Origin of the sequence: Bradyrhizobium sp. HKCCYLRH1034 (genome assembly GCF_051168375.1) — a bacterium.
GTDB lineage: Bacteria > Pseudomonadota > Alphaproteobacteria > Rhizobiales > Xanthobacteraceae > Bradyrhizobium.
Window position 1 is genome coordinate 110,149 of sequence record NZ_JBNPUW010000009.1, and the last position, 22,047, is coordinate 132,195.

A 22,047-nucleotide genomic window follows, 5' to 3' on the forward strand; every position below is an offset into this window, starting at 1 on the left:
CGCTATTTCGCCCCCTTCGCCTGCTCAACGAACTTGTTGGTGAAGGTCTTGCTGACGTCGACATTGGCCTTGGCGACATCGGGCGAGCCGGTGCTGAACACGGCGAGCACAGCGTCGGCGCCCTTCGGATCCATCTTGCCGGTCTGCGAGTACATCGGGATGGTGTTCTTGAGCGCCGCGAGATACAGCGCCTTGTCCTTGCCGACGAGTTCCTCCGGCATCTTCGCCATGATTTCCTCCGGAGTGTGCGAATGGATCCAGCCCAGCGTCGCCACGATGGCGTTGGTCAGCGCCTGCGTCTCCTTGTCATGGCCGGCGATCCAGGCCGCGGTCGAATACAGCGCGCCGCCGGGATACTCGCCGCCGAACACCTCCAGCGTGTCGTGCTGGGTGCGGGTATCGCTGAGGATCTTGAGGTCCGGATGCTTGCCCTGCAGCACGGTGACCGAGGGATCGAGCATGACGGCCGCATCGATCTGGCCCTGCTCCATCGCGGCCACCGCGGTGGCGCCGAGACCGACGCCGATCACCGCGGTGCCCGACGGATCGAGACCGTTCTTCTTCAGCATGTACTTCAGGAAGAAGTCGGTCGAGGAGCCCGGCGCGCTGACGCCGACCTTCTTGCCGGCGAGATCCTTGACCGAGCTGATCTCCTTGTTGTGCGACGGCGCCACCACCAGCACGAGACCGGGATAGCGGTCGTAGACGACGAAGGACTGCATCTCCTGCTTCTTGGCCGCGAGATTGACGCAGTGATCGAAATAGCCGGAGACGACGTCGGCGCTGCCGCCGAGCACGGCCTTCAGCGCATCCGAGCCGCCCTTGAGGTCGACCAGCTCGACCTCGAGCCCGGCCTTCTCGTATTCGCCGAGCTGCTTGGCCAGCACGGTCGGCAGATAGCACAGGCAGGCGCCGCCCCCGATTGCGATCGTGACCTTGGTGGCAGCGCTGGCGAGACCAGTGCTCAACGTCAGCGCCAGCAGCGCGCCGGTGACCCGGCCGATGATCTTGTTCATGCGTTTCCTCCGTTCATGTTGTCGATCAGATTAGGACGGCGTGGTGTGAAGAGAAAGGCCGCTCCAAACTCCACTGTCGTCCCTGCGAACGCAGGGACCCATACCGCGTGATCTCGCGGCGAGAAAAGATCGGTCGTCCCGCCTGCCCCAAACCGCTCCCTGGGGTTATGGGTCCCCGCTTTCGCGGGGACGACAGCGGTGGGTGGCGCAGCAGCCCGGCGATCATCGGCCCTCGGCGGCGTCAGGCCGCCACACCAGCAGCCGCCGCTCCACAAGCGTGACGCAGATGTCGATCAGGATGACGAATGCCGACAGCACGAACATGCCGGCGAAGACGCCGGCGACGTCGAAGATGCCTTCGGCCTGCTGGATCAGATAGCCGAGGCCGGCCGCGGAGCCGAGATATTCGCCGACGACAGCGCCGACGACGGCGAAGCCGACCGACGTGTGCAGCGACGAGAACATCCACGACAGCGCCGACGGCCAATAGACGTGGCGCATCAGTTGCCGCTCGCTCATGCCGAGCATGCGGGCGTTGTCGCGCACCACGGTCGAGACCTCCTTCACGCCCTGATAGACGTTGAAGAACACGATGAAGAACACCAAGGTCACGCCGAGCGCGACCTTGGACCAGATGCCGAGCCCCAGCCACAGCGTGAAGATCGGCGCCAGCACCACGCGCGGCAGCGCATTGGCCATCTTGACGTAGGGATCGAACACGGCGGCGACCAGCGGCTTGCGCGCGAACCAGAAGCCGACCAGCACGCCGCCGAGCGAGCCGATCGCGAACGCCAGGATCGACTCCCACAAGGTGATCGCGAGATGCTTCCAGATGGCCCCGGTGGCGAACCATTTGATCACCTGCGCGAACACGTCGACCGGATTGGAGAAGAAGAACGGCGGAAGCCAGATGCGCCCGAACACGGGCACGCTGGCGAGCAGTTGCCAGAGCGCAATCGCGACGACCGCGACCAGCAATTGCAGCGCGAGCAGACCGAGACGCGACATTACGCTACTCCGCGCCCGTGGTGACAGAGACAAAGCGCGAGCCGCGCACGCCGCTCCGCTCCCTCCCCCCTTGTGGGGGAGGGAGCGCACTGTCCAAGTGGAAACAGCGAGGCTCTCATGATCGAACGAGTCACTGCTCCCATCACACCGCCTCCGCCTGCTTGTAGGTCTTCTCGACCTCCGCCTTCAGCGTCTGCCAGATCTCGCGATGCAGCTCGTGGAACTCGTGCTTCATGCGCACCTCGAAGATGTCGCGCGGACGCGGCAGGGTCACGCGCCAGTCGCCGATGATGCGCGAGGCCGGACCGGCCGACATGATGACGACGCGGTCGGCGAGCGCGATCGCCTCCTCGAGATCGTGGGTCACGAACAGCACCGCCTTGCGGTCGGCATTCCAGAGATCGAGCAGCAGATTGCCCATGATCTGCCGCGTCTGCGCGTCCAGTGGCCCGAACGGCTCGTCCATCAGGATGATGCGCGGATTGCGGATCAGCACCTGGGCGAGCCCCACGCGCTTGCGCTGGCCGCCCGACAGCATGTGCGGATAGCGGTTGCCGAATGCGCCGAGGCCGACCGAGGTCAGCCATTGCTGCGCCTTGGCGGCCGCATCCTTCGACGGCGTGCCCGCGACCTCGAGCCCGATCGCGACGTTCTCCAGCGCGGTCTTCCATGGGAACAGCGCATCGGCCTGGAACAGGTAGCCGGCGTCGCGATTGAGGCCGGCCAGAGGCTGGCCGAAGATGCGCACATGGCCGGCGGCCGGCTTCAGCAGTCCCGCCGCCACGTTGAGAAGGGTGGATTTGCCGCAACCGGTCGGCCCGACGATGGCGACGAACTCGCCATCGGCGACGCTGAGATCCGCCGTCTCGACGGCGGTGTAGGTGCGTCCGCCGGCGAGACGGAATGCCACCGTCGTTCGCTCCAGCGCGACCGCGGCGGCCGTGGGCATCGTCACGTCCAAGTTCCTCCCCCGAGAATGGCCGGGACGGCTTAGCCGCTTGCGCGGCGAAGTTCAACGCGGCGGCCGGACGTGCTAGGTCGTCTGACTGAGCCCAAGGCCAACCTTAAGGCCAACCCTAAGGCCAACATTCCGCAAGGCCGCATGCCGCGCACGCCGTTCATCGTCTACACCAACGTCCGCAAGAGTTTCCCCGGCCCGGCAGGCGCCGTGACCGCGGTCGACGGCGTCTCGCTGGAGATCGCCGAGGGTGAGTTCCTGGCGATCGTGGGCGGCTCCGGCTCGGGCAAGACCACATTGCTGCGGCTGACCAACCGCCTGATCGAGCTGGACGGCGGCGCGATCCGGATTGCCGGCGAGGATATCGCCGGCCTCGATCCTGTCAGCCTGCGTCGCCGGGTTGGCACCGTGTTCCAGAACGGGGCGCTGTTTCCGCACATGACGGTTGCCGCCAATATCGGCATCACCCCCAGGCTGCTGGGTACGCCCGCGAACGAGATCGCCGCCCGCGTCGACGAGCTGCTCGACCTCGTGCGGCTCGACCGCAAGGCGCATCGCGACCGGCTGCCGCACGAGCTCTCGGGCGGCCAGCGCCAGCGCGTCGGCGTCGCCCGCGCGCTCGCGGCGCGGCCGAAGATCGTGCTGATGGACGAGCCGTTCGGCGCGCTCGATCCGCTGACGCGTGATGCGCTCGGCAGCGACTACCGCGCCCTGCATGAGCAGTTCGCTCTGACCACGATCATGATCACGCACGACATCACCGAGGCGCTGCTGCTCGCCGACCGCATCGCGGTGATGCGCGGCGGACGCCTGATCGAGATCGGCACGCCGGCCGAGCTCGCGGCCAGCCGCGACCCCTACGTGACGGAGCTGATGACGACGCCGCGCCGACAGGCGGCGCGGCTGGCCGCGCTGCTGCCCGAAAGCGGCACAGCATGAGCGCACTGTCCGATCCACGCTTCACCGAGGCGCTGTCGCATCTCACGGATTATCTCGGCAGCCATCTGCGCGTGAGCCTCGCCGCGCTGGCGCTCGGCCTTGCCGTGAGCTTTCCGCTGGCGCTGCTCGCGCGCAATCGCCCTGCCCTGCGCAATCTGCTGCTCGGCGTCGCCAGCGTGGTGCAGACGGTGCCGGGACTGGCTCTGCTGGCGCTGTTCTATCCGCTGCTCCTGGCGCTGACGGCACTCACCTTGCGCTGGTTCGGGCTCTCGTTCTCGGCCTTCGGCTTCCTGCCGGCCATGCTGGCGCTGGCGCTCTATTCGATGCTGCCGGTGCTGCGCAACACCATCACCGGGCTGAACGGCGTCGACGCAAGCCTGATCGAGGCCGCCAAAGGCGTCGGGATGACCGAGCGCCAGGCGCTGACGATGGTGGAGCTGCCGCTGGCGCTGCCGGTGATCATGGCCGGCATCCGCACCGCTGCGGTGTGGGTGATCGGCACCGCGACCTTGTCGACGCCGATCGGCCAGACCTCGCTCGGCAACTACATCTTTGCAGGTTTGCAGACCCAGAACTGGGTGCTGGTCGTGTTCGGCTGCATTGCCGCCGCCGTGCTGGCGCTTGCCATCGATCAGTTGCTGGCGCTGATCGAGGATGGCCTGCGCAGGCGCAGCCGTGCCCGTGTCGGGCTTGGCACCGCAACCATCGCGCTCATGGTCGGCGCGAGTCTCCTGCCCTCGCTGGCCGGCGGCTCGGCGCGCTACGTGATCGGCGCCAAGACCTTTACCGAGCAATATGTGCTGTCGGCCTTGATCAGCGAGCGGCTGCAGGCAGCCGGTCTCTCGGCGACGACACGTGCCGGGCTTGGCTCCAGCGTGATCTATGAGGCACTGAAGAACGGCGACATCGACGCCTATGTCGATTACTCCGGCACGCTGTGGACCAACCAGTTCCACCACAAGGAGCAGTTGCCGCGCGCCGCGCTGCTCGATGCACTGAAGCAGGATCTCGCCAAGGACAAGGTCACCCTGCTCGGCGAGCTCGGCTTCGAGAATGCCTACGCGCTGGTGATGCCGCGCAAGACGGCCGAGGCGCTCGGCATCCGCTCGATCGCCGACCTCGCACGCCACGCCAGCGACATGTCGATCGCCGGCGACTACGAGTTCTTCTCGCGCCCGGAATGGGCGGCCTTGCGCGACGCCTATGGCCTCGCCTTCCGCGCCCAGCGCCAGATGCAGCCCGACTTCATGTATGCCGCGGCCGCCTCCGGCGAGGTCGACGTCATCGCCGGCTACACCAGCGACGGCCTGATCGCGAAATATGATCTCGTCGTGCTCGACGATCCCAAGCAGGCGATCCCGCCTTACGACGCGATCCTGCTGCTGTCGCCGAAGCGTGCCGAGGACCGCGCGTTGCAGGATACGTTACGACCGCTGCTCGGCCGCATCGACATCGCGACCATGCAGCAGGCCAATCTGCGCGCCTCCGGCAGTGACGCGGAGTCCTCGCCGCAGGCGGTGGCGCGCTGGCTGTGGAGCAAGATGTCGAAGTAAGCCCTGCCGTTGCAGCACGTCATTGCGAGGCGCGGAGCGCCGAAGCAATCCAGAGTCCCTGCGGAGCCCTGGATTGCTTCGCTTCGCTCGCAATGGCGGCGGTGGTTGGCGCAACGACCGCCGCACCAATCAGCTGGGCACGCTTACATCCCCGGCTCGATCGGCTTCTCCACCGCGCCGCCATTGTCGGCCCAGTCCTTGAAGCCGCCCACGTTGAACACCTTGTCGTAGCCAAGGTCTTTCAGCGCCTTGCCCGCCAGCGCGGCGCGGCCACCGGAGGCGCAATACAGGATCACGGTCTTGTCCTTGCTGAAAATCTTGTCGTGATAGGGCGAGTCCGGATCGGCGCGGAATTCGAGCATGCCGCGCGAGACGTGGTGCGCGCCTTCGATCTTGCCGGTCTTCTCGATCTCCGGCGCATCGCGCACGTCGAGGACGAGCGTGTTGCCCTTGCCGATCATCGCCTGCGCCTCAGCCGGCGCGATCTTGGGGACCACCGCGTTGGCGGCGGCCATCAGTTCCTTGACGGATGTAGACATGTCGAACCTCTCGCTTACACGGAGCGCACGGGGTAGCCCAACGCGGCCGTCCCGACAATCCTCCCATGGAATGACGGATCGATCGCAATCCCGTGAAGCCACCGACCCGTCGCGGGCGGTGAGAGTCTAGAGCCCCCGGATCAGCTCGGCGTCGATCAGCATGCGGTTGAACCGGCGCGCCTCGGCGCCGTCGCCGCAGGCGTAGAACACGCCCTTGCAGCGGAGCATGATGTCCTTCTGCTCGGCGAAGGACGGATCGAGCGGAATGCCGGCCGCCTCCAAGGTGACCAGCGGCAGATAGGCGGCGTCGATCCGGTCCATCACGACCGCGCTCTGGCGCGGCTCGAAATTGACGGCATCGACGGCGTAATAGGTCTGATAATAGCGCGGATCGTAGCTTTCGAGCTTCTCGCCGATGCCGGCCTCGTCGAGCTTGGGATCGAGAATGTGCGGCGAGAACTCCGGCTGGTGATCGCCGTAGCGCACGATCAGGAACGGCTGGTCGCCGAAGCGCTTCTTCAGGCTGGCGAGGAAGCGCTGATAGTCCGTCGCGCTCATCGCCTGGCGGCGCAGATACTCATCGATCGAAGGCAGATTGCCCGGCGCTCGCCAGGACGGCGTCAGGTCGGGCCGGAACGTCGTCTCCCACGGGAAATGGTTGGCGGCGAGATAGACGAACATGAACAGCGGCTTTCCGCGCGGCCGGTGCTGCATCAGATCGAGCGCGGCATCGTAGAAGAAGCCGTCGGGCTCGACGCCCTTGGCGCCGAGATCGCGCGCGTCGAGGAAGCGGTCGACGCCCACCGTGGTCTGGAAGCTGCGCGCGCTCATGAAGGCGCCCTGCGCGGGATAGAGCGACACCGTGTCGTAGCCGCAATTGCGCAGCGCCAGCGGCAGGCCGCGCTCGACCCGGCCGGACGCGATCCGGGTCACGAAATAGGCGAAGCGGCCGAACGAGCGCGACGACAGGCCGGCGAGCACGTTGTACTCGGTGAACCAGCTCGGTCCGCCATTGCTCTCGGCCATGAACTGCCGCGCCTTGCCGTCGAACGACTTGAAATGGCTGCCATAGCCCGCTGGTACCTTGATGCCTGGCGCCGAGCGGATGTCGAAGCTGGATTCGTCGTGGATCAGCACGATGTTCGGCCGGCGCGCGGCCGGATGACAGGAATCCGGGACGAAGGCAGCCAGACTTCGATCAGCCGTGCCGTCGGATTCCATGAAGCCGTTGGCGAGGAAGTCCGACACCGCCGTGACGCCGGAGCGGGCGAATTTCGACAGATAGCCGTCGTCATAATAGCCGCGCCAGGCCTCGTCGCGCCAGTTGAGCGAATACAGCGTGAGCGCCGCGAGGCAGGCGAGCTTGCCGGCGAGCGCCGGCAGCCGCGCGATCCGGAACGGATCCGCCCACCACAGCAGCCCCATCAGCGGCAGCACGACGGCGGCCGCCACCAGCACCGACAGCTTCAGGTTCGGGAAGATCGTGAACAGGAACGCCGCGCTGTCGTGGTCGATCAGCATCACGTCGACGAAGTTCGCCGTCATCTGGACCACGGCGTGCTTGAGCTGCGACAGCAGCACCAGCACCACGACCATGGTCAGCGCCAACGCGCCGGACACCGCGGGCCGCCGCAGCAGCACCAGCCAGAAGCAGTTCAGGATGCCCCAGGCCAGCACGAAGCCGAGCCGCGAGCCGAAATCGGTCTCGGTGTGCAGCATCAGGGCCAGCGCCGCGACATGCGGCGCGGCGACGGCGGACAGCCGGACCGCCGCGGAGCGCGTTGCGCTCGCCGCGGCGAGCGTGGTGATCGGTTGGTCGTTCGGGGTCAGTGACATCAGGCGATCGAAAGCAGGCGCCCTTCGTCGGCGCATGCCGACAGATCAAGGAAGGCTATCCTGTCATCCGACCGTAATGAAATCGTCACAAATCACAACAGCCCGGATTTGCACGGAGGGCGACGTGTCGTCTCGCGCCGCGACGAGAGGTGGCATCACTGCCGTCCTCGCGTACCGATCCTCGCCCTTTTTCAATTCTGGGGGCCGGTCTCGAGCAGCCGCTCGCGCACCAGACGCACCGCGCCGCGGCTCCAGAAATAATTGGCGCCGAGGCGCAATCCGCTGTCACCGGCGACGACGAGCGTCCCACTGTCGGCCTGGCGGACACGAAAGCCGATGATGTATTCGGTGCGGCCGATCCGTCTCACGATGCCGAGCAGCGATTGCTGGGCGCCGAGCGCGCGGGCCGCCCGCGCCTCGCAATCGTCGCACTCACGCACCGGCTGCCCCGGCTTGATCTCGCCGGCCGCGTCCACCAGGCGATAGCGCCCGGACTGCGCCAGCAGCTGCCGCACCGCGTCGGTCGCCTCCCGCAGCCCCTTCTGGTCGGATTCGGTCTCGCCGAGCGCGGCGCCCGCGCTGGTGTCGTCGAGCTCGAACGGCAGCAGCGCCAGCCGGATCGGCTCCGGCGGCGCCAGTGCGTCACGGACCTGGCGCGAGACGAACATCTCGGCGCGCTGCCAGGCCTCGTCACTGTCGCCGCGGAAGGTGAAGATCTTGTCGAACAGAACCCGATGGGAGGTGACGTCGATGGCCGATGCGCGCGTCCACTGCACCAGGGTGGAGAGCTTCTGGACTCCGCCGGTGATCACGACGGTGGCGCCGGCCGCGGCCGCCATCTGCAGCCGGGCCTCCGGGGACGCATCGGTCGGGCAGGACGGTGCGCAGGACGGGCTGACCGGCCGCAGCCGCGCGTCGGCGGCGACGTCGCGGCGGAGCGCGGCGATGAATGCATCCAGCCGCCGCTGATGCGCGGCGGTCTGATCGACCGGCTCGCCGGACGTGTCGAGATAGCTGAAATCGTCGACCAGCACGGCCGGGACATCGCCGGAGGCGGCGCGGACCGGGCCGGCCGCGAAAGCAAGCGCGAGAACGAGACAACGGACGACGCGACGGTTCGACATGGGATCCCCCTGCAACGATGTCTTGCGGTCGGAAGCTAGACGCCGCCGTGCCATCGCCGCAGCGGCCACGGTCCCGGCGCGGCACGGGAAAAATTCACGACCGCACCGTCCACCGGGCCGCGGCGCTTTTGGCCCGGACGGTTCTGCCGTTAAATGCCGGCCGGCTGGGCTGTCATGGACACACCGAAGATGTGGACCCGCTACGACCTCAAATACCGCCTGACCCTGCGCATCTCGGTGGTCTCGGCGCTGTGCTTCGCGGCGATCTGCGCCTATGTGCTGTTCGACATCGACCGCTCGGTGCATGTGCGCAATGAGCGGATCGCCGAGATCACGGCCCGGACGCTGCAATTGCAGCAAAGCAAGATGCATTGGGTCGCCAGTCCGCCGGCCGGCTTTCCCGACCTCGATGCGGTCGCGGCGGCGGCGATGCGACCGGGCCTGTGCATCGCCTATCGCGGCGTCGACGGCGTGATCGTGCAGCGCATCTGCGGCGGCGCCGAGGCGCAGGCGGACGATCCGCCCCGCGCCTTCGCGATGCTGTATCGGCGGCTGTTCGATCCGGGCCGCGAAGCGGCACGGCCGGTCAGGTTTCGCGACGAAACGACGGGCGATGCCGTCGTCTGGATCGACGCCGGCGTCATGACCGCGGACGCCTGGCGCGAGCTCAGCCGGCTGCTGCCGGTGCTCGGGACGGCGCTGGTGCTGCTGTGCGCGCTGGCCTACGCCGCGCTGGCCCGCGCGCTGCGCCCCACCCGGCTGATCCGCGCCGGGCTGGAGCGGATCGCCGCCAACGATCTGTCGGCGCGGCTGCCGCCGTTCGACCTCGCCGAGCTCTCGGCGATCCGCGCTGCCTTCAACCAGCTCGCCGAGGGGCTGGAGACGGCGCTGGCCCAGCGCGGCGAATTGACCCGGCGCCTGATCGCCTTGGAGGACGACGAGCGCCGCCACCTGGCGCGCGAGCTGCATGACGAATTCGGCCAGTCGCTGGCGGCGATCCGGGCGCTCGCGGCATCGATCCGTCACAGCGCGGCGCAGGATTGCCCCGCTCTGGTCGGCGAATGCGACGGCATCGCGCGCACCGCGAGCGACATGATGGAGCAATTGCGCGGCGCGCTGATGCGGCTGCGCCCGCCTGATGTCGACGAGCTCGGCCTCGCCGGCAGCCTGGAGGGCCTCGTCGCCGGCTGGAACAGGCGCCAGCACGGCCGCACCGTTTTCGAGATCAGCCTGTCGGGCGACGTCGACCGACTGCCGGGCATCATCGCCACCAACATCTACCGCATCGCGCAGGAGGCGCTCACTAATGCCGTCAAACACGCCGACGCGACGCGGGTGCGGTTGCAGTTGACGCTTCAGGAGGGGCCGGTCAGCGCGACCCTGCTCACCGTCGAAGACGACGGTCTTCTCGGCGAAGCTCCCGACAAGCCGGGCATGGGCCTGCTCGGCATGGGCGAGCGCGTCGCCTCCATGGGAGGCCAGATGAGCTTCGCCGCCACCTCCGGCGGCGCGCGCCTCCACGTCGAGATTCCGGTCCCGGCCCTCTCGCCTGCGCCGACCCAGCCGGAAACGGCATGTGCGGCATGACGACCCCCGCCGGCACCATCCTGCTGGTCGACGACCATGCCGTGGTCCGCGAGGGCTACAGGTCGATGCTGCAGAAGCAGCCGGGGCTGCGCGTGGTCGCCGAAGCCGCCGATGGCGCCGAAGCCTACCGGCTGTTCAAGGAGGTCAGGCCCGATCTCGTCATCATGGACCTGACCATGCCGGGCGTCGGCGGCATCGAGGGCATCCGCCGCATCCGGCAATGGGATCGCGGCGCGCGCATCCTCGTCTTCACCATGCATGAGAATGCCGGCTTCGCGGTGCAGGCGATCCGCGCCGGCGCCCGCGGCTATGTCACCAAGAGCAGCCCGCCGGAGACGCTCGTGCGCGCCGTCATGGACGTGCTCGCAGGCCGCATCGCGATCAGCCCCGACATCGATCACGAGCTCGCGCTCAGCCGCCTCGCCGGCGAGCGCGCGGCCGCCGACGTCCTGTCCGCGCGCGAGTTCGAGGTGATGCAGATGCTGCTCGCCGAACGCACCACCGACGAGATCGCGTCAGCGTTGCATCTCAGCCCGAAGACGGTCGCCAACCTGCACTCGCTGATCAAGGACAAGCTCGGCGTGGCCAGCGACATCGAGCTGGTGCGGCTGGCGCTGCGGCAGGGCCTGCTGACCTGAGCCCGCAGGGCTTACATCCCCGCAAGGATTGTCAGGAGTCGCCAGCGTTGCCCTGCGGCGTCGCTGCCGCTTCCGGCGCCGTGACCGGATCGTCGATCAGGTGAAATGCGCGCCCGAGCCGGCGCTGCACGCTCATCACGGCGCGGTCGACGTCGCTGATCAGGCTGTCGCCGAGAACGACGTGCGGGATCTCCCAGTTGCGGCCGCTGCGCACGTCGAGCGCATGAACGGCCGGCACACGTGCCGTCTCGCAGCCCGGCTGCGCGCGAAGTTCCTCCTCGACCAGGCGGGTCAGCTCCGCCTGGGTCTTGCCGATGGTCGTCATCGCCGGCATCAGGGCCTGATCGCGGGCATCAGGCCGAGCCGCTTGGCGATCATGCGATCGACGGTCCGTTTCGGAAGCACCCGCACGATCCATTGCCTCATGGCATCGGGCGCGATCTCGTAGCGCACCTTGGGCGCCGGCAAGGTCAAGGCGTCGGCCACCCGCGCGGCGATGGTCTCGGCCGGCAGCCCGGACTGGCCGAGATGCAGCATGAAGGCGCGGATCTTCTGCAGCGCCGGGAAGAACGGCGAGGCCTGATACGGCGACAGGTCGACTTCGTCGGCCTTGGCCCAGATCGGCGTCTTCACCGCGCCCGGCGCGATGACGATGACGTCGATCCCGAACAGCATCAGCTCACGGCGCAGGCTCTCGGACAGCCCTTCGACCGCATGCTTGGAGGTCGAATAGGGCGCCATCAGCGGGTTGCCGTTGCGGCCCGCGACTGAGCCGATCATCACGATCCGGCCGCGCTCTCCCGTCATGGCTGGATCGGCCCCGAGCAGCGGCGCGAACGCCTGGGTCGCGATGACCGGGCCGATGACGTTGACCTCCATCTGATGGCGGAACTGCGCGATCGGCAGCTCCGTCACGGGACCGGCGACGGCGATACCGGCATTGTTGACGAGACCGGCGAGCGTCTCGCCCTTGAGCGCCGCTCGCACCTCGCCGGCGGCAGCCTTCACCGCCGCCTCGTCGGTCACGTCGAACAGCAGCGGCATGAAGTTGGCGCCGAGCTCGCCGCGCAGACGGTCTGCGTCGGCCTGCTTGCGAACGCTGCCGAACACGCGAAAGCCGCGCGCGAGCAGGAGCTTCGAACAGGCGAACCCGATGCCGGTGGATGCGCCGGTGATGACGACGGATTTCATGGTGACCTCAACGATTTGCGCGGCGATTATCGCACGAGATGCGGCAGGATGCTGGCGCTGATTTTTCGCGCGAGGTCATCGCCCGCCGAACCTGCCCCGGAACATCGGGTGACGCCACGCATCGCACGGCGCGTCGGCAAAATGGCCGCGGCAAGAATGGGATTTAAGTTTCAAGGCTTGGGAGGATGACAGCTGACGTGAGATCTAGGGCAGCGAGCAAGTTGGATGAAGGAAGGTTTGTGACCTTATGAGATCATTAACCTTTCCGCTTCGCTGGCCTGTCGTTGCCGTGTCTGCGGGGAGGTGTTCGCACCTCATTCCATCGCCTGTCCGGCGAATCTCCGGAAGACCGGGCTCCAGCCCGTCATCCCCCCTATATGTATCGTCTTAATTTTCCGTATCCGTGTTTCTCCGGAGTACTACGCCTTCGGCCCCTAACGCATTGTTATCGCCCGTGCCGAAAACTGCTCCGGCCGAAAGCCTTGCAGCGGATCACAATCGCGTTGCTGTCGCTCCGGCAATCCGGGACAAACGAGCGCGATCGTGTCACAGCCAGAACAGCTTCCGCCTTCAGAAGACTCCATCATCACCGAACTCGAAGAGGCCGTCCGCAGCGGCACCTCGGCGAAGCGCGTCAACACGCTGCGCCAAGTCACCAACCTGTTCCTGCATGACGGCGAACGCCTCAGCGAGGACCAGATCAAGGTATTCGACAACGTGCTGTGCATGCTGGTCTCGCGGGTCGAGACCCGCGCGCGGGCCGAGCTCAGCAAGCATCTCGCGCCGGTCGACTACGCGCCCGTCGAATTGATCCAGCAGCTCGCCCGCGACGACGAAATCTCGGTGGCCGAGAACGTGCTGATGCACTCGAGCCGGCTCACCGAGCGTACGTTGGTGGAGGTCGCGGCGACCAAGGGCCAGGATCACCTGATGGCGATCTCCAGCCGTCCGCATCTGACCGAGGCGGTGACCGACATCATCGTCGACCGCGGCGAGCGCCGGGTGATCCGCAAGCTCGCCAACAACCAGACCGCGCGCTTCTCCGAGTCCGGCTATTCCGGGATGATGGCGCATGCCGAGGACGACGACGAATTGTCCGAGATCATCGGGCTGCGCGTCGACCTGCCCACCAAGCACCTGCGCGACCTCCTGCGCCGCGCGACCGAAGCCGTGCGCGCCAGGCTGATGGCCTCGGCGCCGCCGGCGTTGCAACAGGAGATCAAGAAGATCCTCAAGGCGATCGCCGACGTTGCGCGCAGCGACGGCGGCCTGGTCGGGCGCGACTTCACGCTGGCCGAAGAGGCCGTCAAGCGCATGAAGGGGCTGAACGAGCTCAACGATGCCGCCATCGCCTTCTTCGCCGAAACCCGCCGCTTCGGCGAGGTTTCCGCCGCACTCGGCCTGCTCAACAACGTCCCGACCGAGATGATGGCCAAGGTGCTCGAAGGCCCGCGCACCGACATCGTGCTGATCCCTTGCCGTGCCGCCGGGCTGGCCTGGTCGGTGGTGGCGAAAATCCTGACCCACCGGCCGATCAAGCACGCCATCGACAGCGACACGCTCAAGCTCGCGGAACGCGACTACGGCCGCCTGTCGCTCGACACCGCCCAGCGCACGCTGCGATTCTGGATGGTGCACAACAAGGTCGAGAAGTGAGCGGGTGCTCACAAGGCGCAATCCTCATCAGCAACGACTCGCACTCCGCTGTCGTCCCTGCGAACGCAGGGACCCATACCGCGTGATGTGAATTGGCGGAAAATGTCTTGATCGTCGTCCTTCGCCACACGACCGCCGGTGGCTATGGGTCCCTGCGTTCGCACGGACGACAGCTATGGTTGTCGCAGGCGGCCGGGCATCACCGAGCCGACCGGCCAGCGTTATCGCCAGGAGATCGCCGGGCGCCGGATTGACTTTGGTGCGTCCGCACTCCTACGGTGATCGCGACGGTGCCCCTCGACCGGGGCTCAAAAGGGAATGCGGTGCCGGATGCGTCTCGCAAGGGACGTGACCGAAGGCCGCAGCTGCCCCCGCAACTGTAAGCGGCGAATCTCGCGTCAAAGGCCACTGGGAAATCTCGGTCCCGGGAAGGCGACGTGGAGGTGACGACCCGCGAGCCAGGAGACCTGCCGTCAGCCGTGGTCACACGCGAGGATGCCGGTCGGGGCGTTATTGGCATCGTTTTCAGGCAGGCCTGCAAAGGGCTGCATGAGACCTCGTTCGCGGTGACGTGCCACTGACGTCATGCCGAGGTTCCTCGTGTCCCCCGTTCCCCATGCCAGGCGCAGTCGCGCCCTTCTGTCGTCGTTCTGCGTCCTCTCGTCATTCGCCCTGCTCGGCCCCTCGCCCACAGCAGCGCAGCAATCCGCCTCCCCCGACCTTCTGCCCCCGGTTGAGGTCGACCCGCCGCGCGAGCCGATCGCTCAAAAACCAGCCATCCCCCGCAGAACCGGCAACGCCCCGCATCAGCAGGTGCCGGCGGCAAAGCCGGCCGCGCCAGCCGGAACCCCCGTCGCCGTCAGCCCGACCGGCGTCGTCACGCCAGTGGCCCACGTCGCGAATGCGATCACCGTGGTGACCGACAAGGACATCGCCGCGCAGCAGGCCCGCACCGTGCCGGACATCCTGAGCACGATCCCCGGATTGAACGTGGTGCAGGCCGGCGGCCCGGGCGGCCAGACCAACGTCTTCATGCGCGGCACCAACGCCAATCACACCAAGCTCTTCATCGACGGCATCGACGTCGGCGATGTCACCAACGGCAATGGCGCGTTCGATTTCGCGCATCTGCTCGCCGCCGACATCCAGCAGTTCGAGGTGCTGCGCGGGCCGCAGAGCGGGCTCTACGGCTCGGATGCGATCGGCGGGGTGATCTCGGTGATCACGCGCAAGGGCGAGGGCCCGGCGCGCGCGACCGCCTCGGTCGAGAGCGGCTCGTTCAAGACCTTCAACCAGTCAGCCGGCGTCAGCGGCTCACAAAACAATGTCAACTACGCGATCAATGTCGCGCATCTGCACGCCGGCGACGTTCCGGTGACCCCGTGGCAGCTGCTGCCTGCGGGGCAGAAGGCCATCGGCAATGCCTACGACAACGTCACCGCCTCGGCCAAGCTGGGCGTCGACCTCAACGAGGCCTGGACGCTGAACTCGGTGGTTCGATACACCGACGCGACGCTGCTGTTCACCGGCGACAGCGGCTTTCCGAGCTTTCCCGACGCGGCCCAGAGCAACCACGCCGTCCACCAGCTTGCGACACGCCAGGAAGCCGTGTGGTCGCTGCTCGGCGGCCGCATCCGGAACTACTTCGGCGTCAACTATGTGAACGACCGGTCGTCCGACCTGACGGCTGGCAATCCGGTGGCAGCGGTCGCGACCGGCGAGCGCATCAAGTATGACTGGCACGCGGTGACCGAGCTGGCGCCGCATAACAATCTCGTCGTCGGCCTGGAGCAGCAGACCGAGCGGCTGAAGACCGCCGACCTCTCGGCCGAGAATGGCAGCAAGGCCGGCTTCGTCGAGTTGCAGACCGAGTTCGCGAAGCGCTGGTTCGTGGTGGCGAGCCTGCGCAACGACGTCAACGACCAGTTCGGCGGCCATGGCACCTACCGGATCGCGCCGGCGGTGATCCTGCCGGTGACCGAGACCAAGCTGAAGGCGAGCTACGGCACCGGCTTCAAGGCGCCGACCCTGAGCCAGTTGCACCAGGATTTTCCGGCGTTCAACTTCTTCGCCAATCCCAACCTCCGGCCGGAGCAGAGCACCGGCTACGACGCCGGCTTCGAGCAGCCGCTGTTCGACGATCGTCTCCGCTTCGGCGCGACCTACTTCCACAACAGCATCACCGACTTGATCAATTTCAACGCGACCTTCACCTCCTACGCCAATGTCGGCCTCGCGACCACCGAAGGCACCGAGAGCTTCGTGACCGCTGATCTCACCGACCGGATCTCGCTGCGTGCGGACTACACGTTCACCCGCGCGGTCGATGCGGCCACCGGCCTGCAGCTGTTGCGGCGGCCGAAGGAGAAATGGAGCGCCACCGCGACATGGGGGCCGATCGATGCGCTGACGCTGTCAGCGACGCTGCTGCACATCGGCGACTGGCTCGACGTCAGCCGCGACGGCATGACCACCGGCCTCGTCGCGCCCGGCTATACGGTCGTCAACCTGCGCAGCGACTACGCGCTGTCCGACCAGGTCAAGCTGTTCGGCCGGATCGACAACCTCTTCAACCATCACTACCAGAACCCGACCGGATTCCTCGCGCCGGGCTTCGGCGTGTTCGGCGGCATCCGGGTGGCGAGCTTCGGCGTGCAGTGACGCCGCCGACCAACCTCCCGGCGGCTGACAGAAGCTGCCGAAATGGACTACAATCGCAACAGAAGGAGATGTTCCATGACTCTCGACGTCCTCGCCCGGCCTGGTTCCGAGGCTCGCCTCGCGCCCGTTCCGCAACGGCATGCCGCTGCGTTCTGCTTCGCGCTGCTGACAGGGGCCTGCGCGCTGGCAAGCTTCGTGTTCGCCTGCGCGACGCCGTTTGCGGCCTTCGCCGTGATCGCCGCCGCCATGCTGCCGCTGCGCGCGGCGCTGCCGGTGATGCTCGGCGCCTGGCTGGTCAACCAGGGCATCGGCTTCGGCGCCCTGCACTATCCGGTCGATGCCAACACCCTGGCCTGGGGCGCCATGATCGGCGTCGCGGCGCTCAGCGCCACCGTTGTGGCCCGCATGGCCCTGGCGACCTTGCGCACAGCACCAGCGACGGTTGCGCTTGCTGTCGCGCTCCTCAGTGCCTACGCCGCCTATGAGCTGGTGCTGCTGGCCGCCACGCCGGCACTCGGCGGCGCCGCGAGCTTCGCGCTCCCGATCGTCGCCCGCCTCGGCCTGACCAGCGCCGCCTGGCTCGTCGGCCTCGTCGCCGTCAGCGAGATCGTCCGCCTGCTGACGCCGGTGGCGTCGCGCCGCGCGGCGTCCTGAACGCGCCGGCGGGCCTTCAACGACCCCAAACAGAAACGGCGGGCCTCTGCCCGCCGTTTTCATTTCTCGGTTTCGCCGCAAGACCTCAGTTCTTCGACTTGTCGACCAGCGCGCCCTTCTTGATCCAGGGCATCATGTCGCGCAGGCGGGCGCCGACTTCCTCGATCGGGTGCTGGGCAAGCTTGGCGCGGGTCGCCTTGAACGAGGTCTGGTTGACCTTGTTCTCCAGCATCCAGTCGCGCGCGAAGCGGCCTGACTGGATGTCGTCGAGCACGCGCTTCATCTCGGCCTTGGTCTCCGGCGTGATGATGCGCGGGCCGGTGACGTACTCGCCGTATTCGGCGGTGTTGGAGATCGAGTAGTTCATGTTGGCGATGCCGCCTTCATAGATCAGGTCGACGATCAGCTTGACCTCGTGCAGGCACTCGAAATAGGCCATCTCCGGCGCGTAGCCGGCCTCGGTCAGCGTCTCGTAGCCGGCCTTGATCAGCTCGACCAGGCCGCCGCACAGCACCGCCTGTTCGCCGAACAGGTCGGTCTCGCACTCTTCCTTGAACGTGGTCTCGATGATGCCGGCGCGGCCGCCGCCGATCGCCGAGGCGTAGGACAGGCCGAGGTCATGGGCATTGCCCGAGGAGTCCTTGGCGATCGCGATCAGGCAGGGCACGCCGCCGCCGCGCTGGTACTCCGAGCGGACGGTGTGGCCGGGGCCCTTCGGCGCGATCATCAGCACGTCGAGATCGGCGCGCGGATCGAGCAGGTTGAAGTGGACGTTGAGGCCGTGCGCGAACACCAGCGCGGCGCCCTGCTTCATGTTGTCGTGCAGGTGCTCGCGGTAGATGTCGCCCTGCAGCTCGTCCGGGGTCAGCATCATCACGAGGTCGGCCCACTTCGCGGCCTCGGCGACTTCCATCACCTTGAAGCCGGCGCCTTCGGCCTTCTTGGCGGAGGCCGAGCCCTTGCGCAGCGCGATCGCGACGTCCTTGACGCCGGAATCCTTCAGGTTGAGCGCGTGGGCGTGGCCCTGGCTGCCATAGCCGACGATGACGACCTTCTTGCCCTTGATCAGGTTCAGATCGGCGTCGCGATCGTAGTAGACACGCATTGTCGTTTCCTCTTTGAGATGGCCGGAATTGGCTGGAAAGTCAGACGCTTGGGTGAGGCACGGGCGGCTGCGCCCGGACGAAATCCGGCCCGTGTCTAGAGCATTTTGGCCCTGCTTGGAAACCCCGATCTCGCATGGCGGCAGTCTCCCTCATGCGTCCATGAACACGGGATAGAGCGAGGCCAGGAGCAGCACCGCCATCAGGATGTTGAAGGCGCGGACCGCGCGCTCGGAGCTGAGCAGCGGCCGCAGCGCGGTGCCGAATAAGGTCCAGGTGATGGTCGAGGCGACCGCCATCACGAAGCTGATCGCGACCTGCAGCGCCACGTTGGCCGGAAAGCTGGCGATCGCGGCATAGGCGGTGATGGTGCTGATCACCATCACCCAGCCCTTGGCGTTGACCCATTGGAACAGCGCCGCGCCCCAGAACGACATCGGGCCGCGCGGCTTGGCATCGCCAGGCTCGGCCGATCCTGACAAGGCGATGGCGACCGCGAGGTAGATCAGATAGGCCGCGCCGAGATATTTCAGCACGTCCTGCAGCAGGGGATAGCGGATGAACACCGTCGCGAGGCCGAAGCCGACCGCGCCGACCATGAAGGCGAAGCCGAAGCTGACGCCCATCATGTGCGGCACCGTGCGGCGGAAGCCATGGGTCACGCCCGACGACAGCAGCATGATGTTGTTCGGCCCGGGCGTGAACGCCATCACGAAGGCGAAGGTGACAAAGGCGATGAGGAGCTGCTGGGACATCTAATGAGCTCCTGCCACACGACGACTTTTCAACCTCCCCTGGAGGGGGAGGGTCGCCTCACATCGTGCGAAGCAACGATGTGAGGCGGGGTGGGGTGATCTCTCCACGCGCGAGCTTTTGCGGCGGCCCACCCCACCCCGATCGCGCATTGCATGCGCGATCGACCCTCCCCCTCCAGGGGAGGGTGGCAGCGTGGCCACCTCACCGTCGTACAAGAACATCAGCGCCTAGCCCTGCCCCGCCGGCTTCTGCAGCACATACGTCGCGTGCATCGGCGCATGGTAGTCGGCGGAGACCGTGACGAAGCCGACCTCGGCCAGCATGCGCTCCATCACCCAGGCGAAGGTCGAGTTCTCGTCGCGCATGTGGGTGATGACGCTGTCGCGGGCGAGGTCGTGGTTCTTGATGTTGAAATCCGCCCACTGCTCGACCGAGCGCTCGACACCGTCGGGCATGCTGACATAGACGATGTCGCGCAGGAAGAACTGTGCGCCCGGCTTCAGCGCCGCGAAGATGCGCGCCAGCGCCACCGCCTTCCAGAAGTCCGGCAGATGATGCAGCGTGAACTCGCTGGCGATCAGGTCATACGAGTTCGGCTCATAGGCGAACGACAGCAGCCCCGCCGAATGCATCCGCACCGCGGTACGGCGGTCGCGGGTGTAGATCCGGGTCAGCGCCAGCATCGCCGGCGAGATGTCGATGGCGTCGACGACGGCGCCCATCAGCGCCGCCTCGGTCGCCAGCACGCCGTTGCCGCAGCCGATGTCCGCCACCCGCCAGCCCGGCTTGACGCCGAGCATCTTCAGAGCAGCGCGCGCGCGCTCGTCGGCATCATCGCCCGAGCCGTAGATCGAGGCGACGGCATGATCGAGCCCGATCCGGTTGCGTTCGTTGTAGTACCAGTCGCGCGCCAGCATGGCTCACATCCCTTCCGATCCCCGCCCGATCGCCGCAATGCCGGTCCTGGCGACTTCCACCAGGCCGAGCGGACGCATCAGATCGATGAATTGCGTGATCTTGTCGGTATTGCCTGTGATCTCGAACACGAAGCTTTCCGTCGTGGCGTCGATCACCCGGGCGCGGAACGCATCCGCCAGCCGCAGCGCCTCGACCCGCGGCTCGCCGGTGCCGCGCACCTTGACCATCGCGAGCTCGCGCTCGATCGCGCGCTTGGTCAGCGTCATGTCGACGACGCGGTAGACCGGGATCATGCGGTCGAGCTGGTGCTTGATCTGCTGGATCACCATCGGCGTGCCGGTGGTGACGATGGTGATGCGCGAGAGGTGCTTCTGGCTCTCGGTCTCGGAGACGGTGAGGCTCTCGATGTTGTAGCCGCGGCCCGAGAACAGGCCGATGACGCGCGCGAGCACGCCCGGCTCGTTCTGCACCAGCACCGCCAGCGTGTGCGTCTCGTTCGGATCGTGACGGTCTTCGAGGAAATAGGCTGACGCTGGCTGGTTCATTGGTGTCCTCGTGATAGTTCAACCGTCATGGCCGGGCATAGCAGTCTGCCTTGCGCAGACTGCGTAAACTTGTCTGCGCTCCCGGCCCTCCACGTCGAGCGTCGAGCGCGCGGTTCGTGGATGCCCGGGCCTTTGCCGCGCCGAAGCGGCTTCGGCCGCGCAGGCGGGTCAAGCCCGGGCATGACAGCGGTGTTTGTGGCGAGTTGCGAGCTCCTCATGCGGCCCCCGCTTCGGCATGCGTGGCCGCCGGCAGCACCCAGCGCCTGAACAGGTCGAGATCGATGTTGCCGCCCGTGAGCACCAGGCCGACTCGCTTGCCGGCGAGCCTGCCCTTTTCCTGCAAGGCCGCCGCAAGCGGTGCCGCGCCGGCACCTTCGGCGAGATTGTGGGTGTCGGTCCAGAGAATGCGCACGGCCTCGGCGATCTCGGCGTCGCCGACCTGCACGATGCGCGAGGCGCCTTTCAGGATGATGGCGAGCGCATCCGCATCCGGGCTGCGCGTCGCGAGACCATCGGCATGGGTGTCGGCGCTGTTGGTCGTCACCACCGTCCGCGCGGCGAACGACAGCGCGTAGGACGGCGCCTCGGTCGACTGCACGCCGACGATCTCGGTCTTCAAGCCCAAGAGATCGCGCGCCAGGATGCAGCCGCAGATGCCGGAGCCCTGCCCGATCGAGACGTAGAGCACATCGAGGTCGGGCGCCGTGCGGAACAGCTCCAGCGCGTAGGTCGCGACGCCGCGCACGAGATCGCGATGGAACGACGGCACCATGTGCAGGCCGTCGCGCGCCGCATGGCGGCCGGCCTCCTCGCGCGCCTCTTGGAAGTCGCTGCCGTGCTCGATCAGCTCGGCGCCGAACGCCGCCATCGCGCGGTTCTTCTCGGCCGAGTTGCCACGCGGCACGTAGATCGTCACCGGCAGGCCGTTGCGACGGCCGGCAAACGCGACGCTCTGCCCATGATTGCCGCGCGTCGCGGTGATCAGGCCGCGGACGTCCGGCCGCGTGCGCTTGAGGTTGTCGACATAGACCAGCCCGCCGCGCACCTTGAAGGCGCCGACCGGCGTGTGGTTCTCGTGCTTCACGACGACCCCGGTCCCCAGCCGCGCCGCCAGCAACGGCCACGCATGCGCCGGCGTCGCCGGCACCGCGGCGCCGACGATGGCATGGGCGGCTTCGAGCTCAGCGAGGGTGAACATGAGAACTCCCTGACGCATGGGCACAATGCGGCCGCGCAAGCAGATGAGCTCCCTCGCCCCGCTTGCGGGGAGAGGGAGATTCTCCGCGAGGCCGACTGCGTGGAGAGGCCCCCTCACCCGACGCTGCGCGTCGACCTCTCCCCGCAAGCGGGGAGAGGTTAAGAGAG

The 22,047-nt window shown here is 67.2% G+C and carries 20 protein-coding genes and 1 riboswitch; of the genes, 7 read left to right on the forward strand and 13 right to left on the reverse strand.

What is annotated here, in order from left to right:
* Positions 1-2: 2 nt before the first annotated feature.
* The 3 genes from ACQR0W_RS22050 to ACQR0W_RS22060 all read right to left on the reverse strand — a co-directional run bounded on the left by ACQR0W_RS22050 (position 3) and on the right by ACQR0W_RS22060 (position 2,973).
* Positions 3-1,016, reverse strand: coding sequence for an ABC transporter substrate-binding protein (locus ACQR0W_RS22050; RefSeq protein WP_315769076.1), 1,014 nt, complete (start codon positions 1,014-1,016; stop codon positions 3-5).
* Between the two features lie 222 nt (positions 1,017-1,238).
* Positions 1,239-2,024, reverse strand: coding sequence for an ABC transporter permease (locus tag ACQR0W_RS22055; protein WP_315713329.1), 786 nt, complete (start codon positions 2,022-2,024; stop codon positions 1,239-1,241).
* A 142-nt stretch (positions 2,025-2,166) separates the two neighbouring features.
* Positions 2,167-2,973: an ABC transporter ATP-binding protein gene (locus tag ACQR0W_RS22060; protein ID WP_409997663.1), complete on the reverse strand. Its 807-nt coding sequence runs from the start codon at positions 2,971-2,973 to the stop codon at positions 2,167-2,169.
* Positions 2,974-3,126: 153 nt separating this feature from the next.
* On the opposite strand from ACQR0W_RS22060, the gene ACQR0W_RS22065 reads away from it, so the two are divergent.
* Together ACQR0W_RS22065 and ACQR0W_RS22070 are read left to right on the forward strand one after the other, a co-directional pair.
* Positions 3,127-3,921 carry an ATP-binding cassette domain-containing protein gene (locus tag ACQR0W_RS22065; protein WP_316169869.1) on the forward strand — a complete coding sequence of 265 codons (795 nt, stop codon included), beginning with the start codon at positions 3,127-3,129 and terminating at the stop codon, positions 3,919-3,921.
* Positions 3,918-5,474: a glycine betaine ABC transporter substrate-binding protein gene (locus ACQR0W_RS22070; RefSeq protein ID WP_316169783.1), complete on the forward strand. Its 1,557-nt coding sequence runs from the start codon at positions 3,918-3,920 to the stop codon at positions 5,472-5,474. The genes ACQR0W_RS22065 and ACQR0W_RS22070 overlap by 4 nt, the downstream gene beginning before the upstream one ends.
* A 143-nt stretch (positions 5,475-5,617) precedes the next feature.
* Here the strand turns inward: ACQR0W_RS22070 and ACQR0W_RS22075 are convergent, their stop codons facing one another.
* From ACQR0W_RS22075 to ACQR0W_RS22085, 3 genes are all read right to left on the reverse strand, one after another.
* Positions 5,618-6,013 (reverse strand): rhodanese-like domain-containing protein, encoded by a 396-nt coding sequence (locus ACQR0W_RS22075; protein ID WP_316169784.1) that lies wholly within the window; start codon positions 6,011-6,013, stop codon positions 5,618-5,620.
* A 126-nt stretch (positions 6,014-6,139) separates the two neighbouring features.
* Complete coding sequence (locus ACQR0W_RS22080) at positions 6,140-7,849, reverse strand: sulfatase-like hydrolase/transferase (RefSeq protein WP_315713333.1); 1,710 nt, start codon at positions 7,847-7,849, stop codon at positions 6,140-6,142.
* Between the two features lie 191 nt (positions 7,850-8,040).
* Positions 8,041-8,973, reverse strand: coding sequence for a DUF2380 domain-containing protein (locus tag ACQR0W_RS22085; protein WP_316169785.1), 933 nt, complete (start codon positions 8,971-8,973; stop codon positions 8,041-8,043).
* 189 nt (positions 8,974-9,162) lie between these two features.
* Here ACQR0W_RS22085 and ACQR0W_RS22090 point away from each other — a divergent pair, with 189 nt between their 5' ends.
* Together ACQR0W_RS22090 and ACQR0W_RS22095 are read left to right on the forward strand one after the other, a co-directional pair.
* Positions 9,163-10,560, forward strand: a complete 1,398-nt coding sequence (locus tag ACQR0W_RS22090) for a histidine kinase (RefSeq protein ID WP_316169870.1) — start codon at positions 9,163-9,165, stop codon at positions 10,558-10,560.
* The gene (locus ACQR0W_RS22095; RefSeq protein WP_315713335.1) at positions 10,557-11,198 is read left to right on the forward strand and encodes a response regulator transcription factor; all 642 of its coding nucleotides are present in this window, start codon (positions 10,557-10,559) and stop codon (positions 11,196-11,198) included. Before ACQR0W_RS22090 ends, ACQR0W_RS22095 begins: the two co-directional genes overlap by 4 nt.
* A gap of 31 nt (positions 11,199-11,229) precedes the next feature.
* Here the strand turns inward: ACQR0W_RS22095 and ACQR0W_RS22100 are convergent, their stop codons facing one another.
* The gene (locus ACQR0W_RS22100; RefSeq protein WP_315825236.1) at positions 11,230-11,532 is read right to left on the reverse strand and encodes a hypothetical protein; all 303 of its coding nucleotides are present in this window, start codon (positions 11,530-11,532) and stop codon (positions 11,230-11,232) included.
* Positions 11,532-12,389, reverse strand: coding sequence for an SDR family oxidoreductase (locus ACQR0W_RS22105; RefSeq protein ID WP_316187040.1), 858 nt, complete (start codon positions 12,387-12,389; stop codon positions 11,532-11,534). The genes ACQR0W_RS22100 and ACQR0W_RS22105 overlap by 1 nt, the downstream gene beginning before the upstream one ends.
* A gap of 543 nt (positions 12,390-12,932) precedes the next feature.
* Here ACQR0W_RS22105 and ACQR0W_RS22110 point away from each other — a divergent pair.
* The 3 genes from ACQR0W_RS22110 to ACQR0W_RS22120 all read left to right on the forward strand — a co-directional run bounded on the left by ACQR0W_RS22110 (position 12,933) and on the right by ACQR0W_RS22120 (position 17,360).
* Complete coding sequence (locus tag ACQR0W_RS22110; protein ID WP_316187041.1) at positions 12,933-14,045, forward strand: DUF2336 domain-containing protein; 1,113 nt, start codon at positions 12,933-12,935, stop codon at positions 14,043-14,045.
* Between the two features lie 271 nt (positions 14,046-14,316).
* Positions 14,317-14,534: riboswitch (cobalamin riboswitch) on the forward strand.
* Positions 14,535-14,630: 96 nt separating this feature from the next.
* Positions 14,631-16,706, forward strand: coding sequence for a TonB-dependent receptor plug domain-containing protein (locus ACQR0W_RS22115; RefSeq protein ID WP_316174230.1), 2,076 nt, complete (start codon positions 14,631-14,633; stop codon positions 16,704-16,706).
* Positions 16,707-16,781: 75 nt separating this feature from the next.
* Complete coding sequence (locus ACQR0W_RS22120) at positions 16,782-17,360, forward strand: hypothetical protein (RefSeq protein WP_315825239.1); 579 nt, start codon at positions 16,782-16,784, stop codon at positions 17,358-17,360.
* Between the two features lie 85 nt (positions 17,361-17,445).
* Here the strand turns inward: ACQR0W_RS22120 and ilvC are convergent, their stop codons facing one another.
* The 5 genes from ilvC to ACQR0W_RS22145 form a co-directional block, all read right to left on the reverse strand.
* Entirely contained in the window at positions 17,446-18,465 is a 1,020-nt protein-coding gene (ilvC, locus tag ACQR0W_RS22125) for a ketol-acid reductoisomerase (protein ID WP_315713342.1), read from the reverse strand.
* Positions 18,466-18,615: 150 nt separating this feature from the next.
* Positions 18,616-19,218, reverse strand: a complete 603-nt coding sequence (locus tag ACQR0W_RS22130; protein WP_316174231.1) for a LysE family translocator — start codon at positions 19,216-19,218, stop codon at positions 18,616-18,618.
* Positions 19,219-19,446: 228 nt separating this feature from the next.
* A complete protein-coding gene (locus ACQR0W_RS22135) occupies positions 19,447-20,136 on the reverse strand; it encodes a class I SAM-dependent methyltransferase (protein WP_315825240.1) in 690 nt (229 codons plus the stop codon).
* A gap of 3 nt (positions 20,137-20,139) precedes the next feature.
* A complete protein-coding gene (gene ilvN, locus ACQR0W_RS22140; protein WP_315713345.1) occupies positions 20,140-20,682 on the reverse strand; it encodes an acetolactate synthase small subunit in 543 nt (180 codons plus the stop codon).
* A gap of 214 nt (positions 20,683-20,896) precedes the next feature.
* Positions 20,897-21,880 carry a threonine dehydratase gene (locus ACQR0W_RS22145; RefSeq protein ID WP_316169789.1) on the reverse strand — a complete coding sequence of 328 codons (984 nt, stop codon included), beginning with the start codon at positions 21,878-21,880 and terminating at the stop codon, positions 20,897-20,899.
* Between the last annotated feature and the right edge of the window lie 167 nt (positions 21,881-22,047).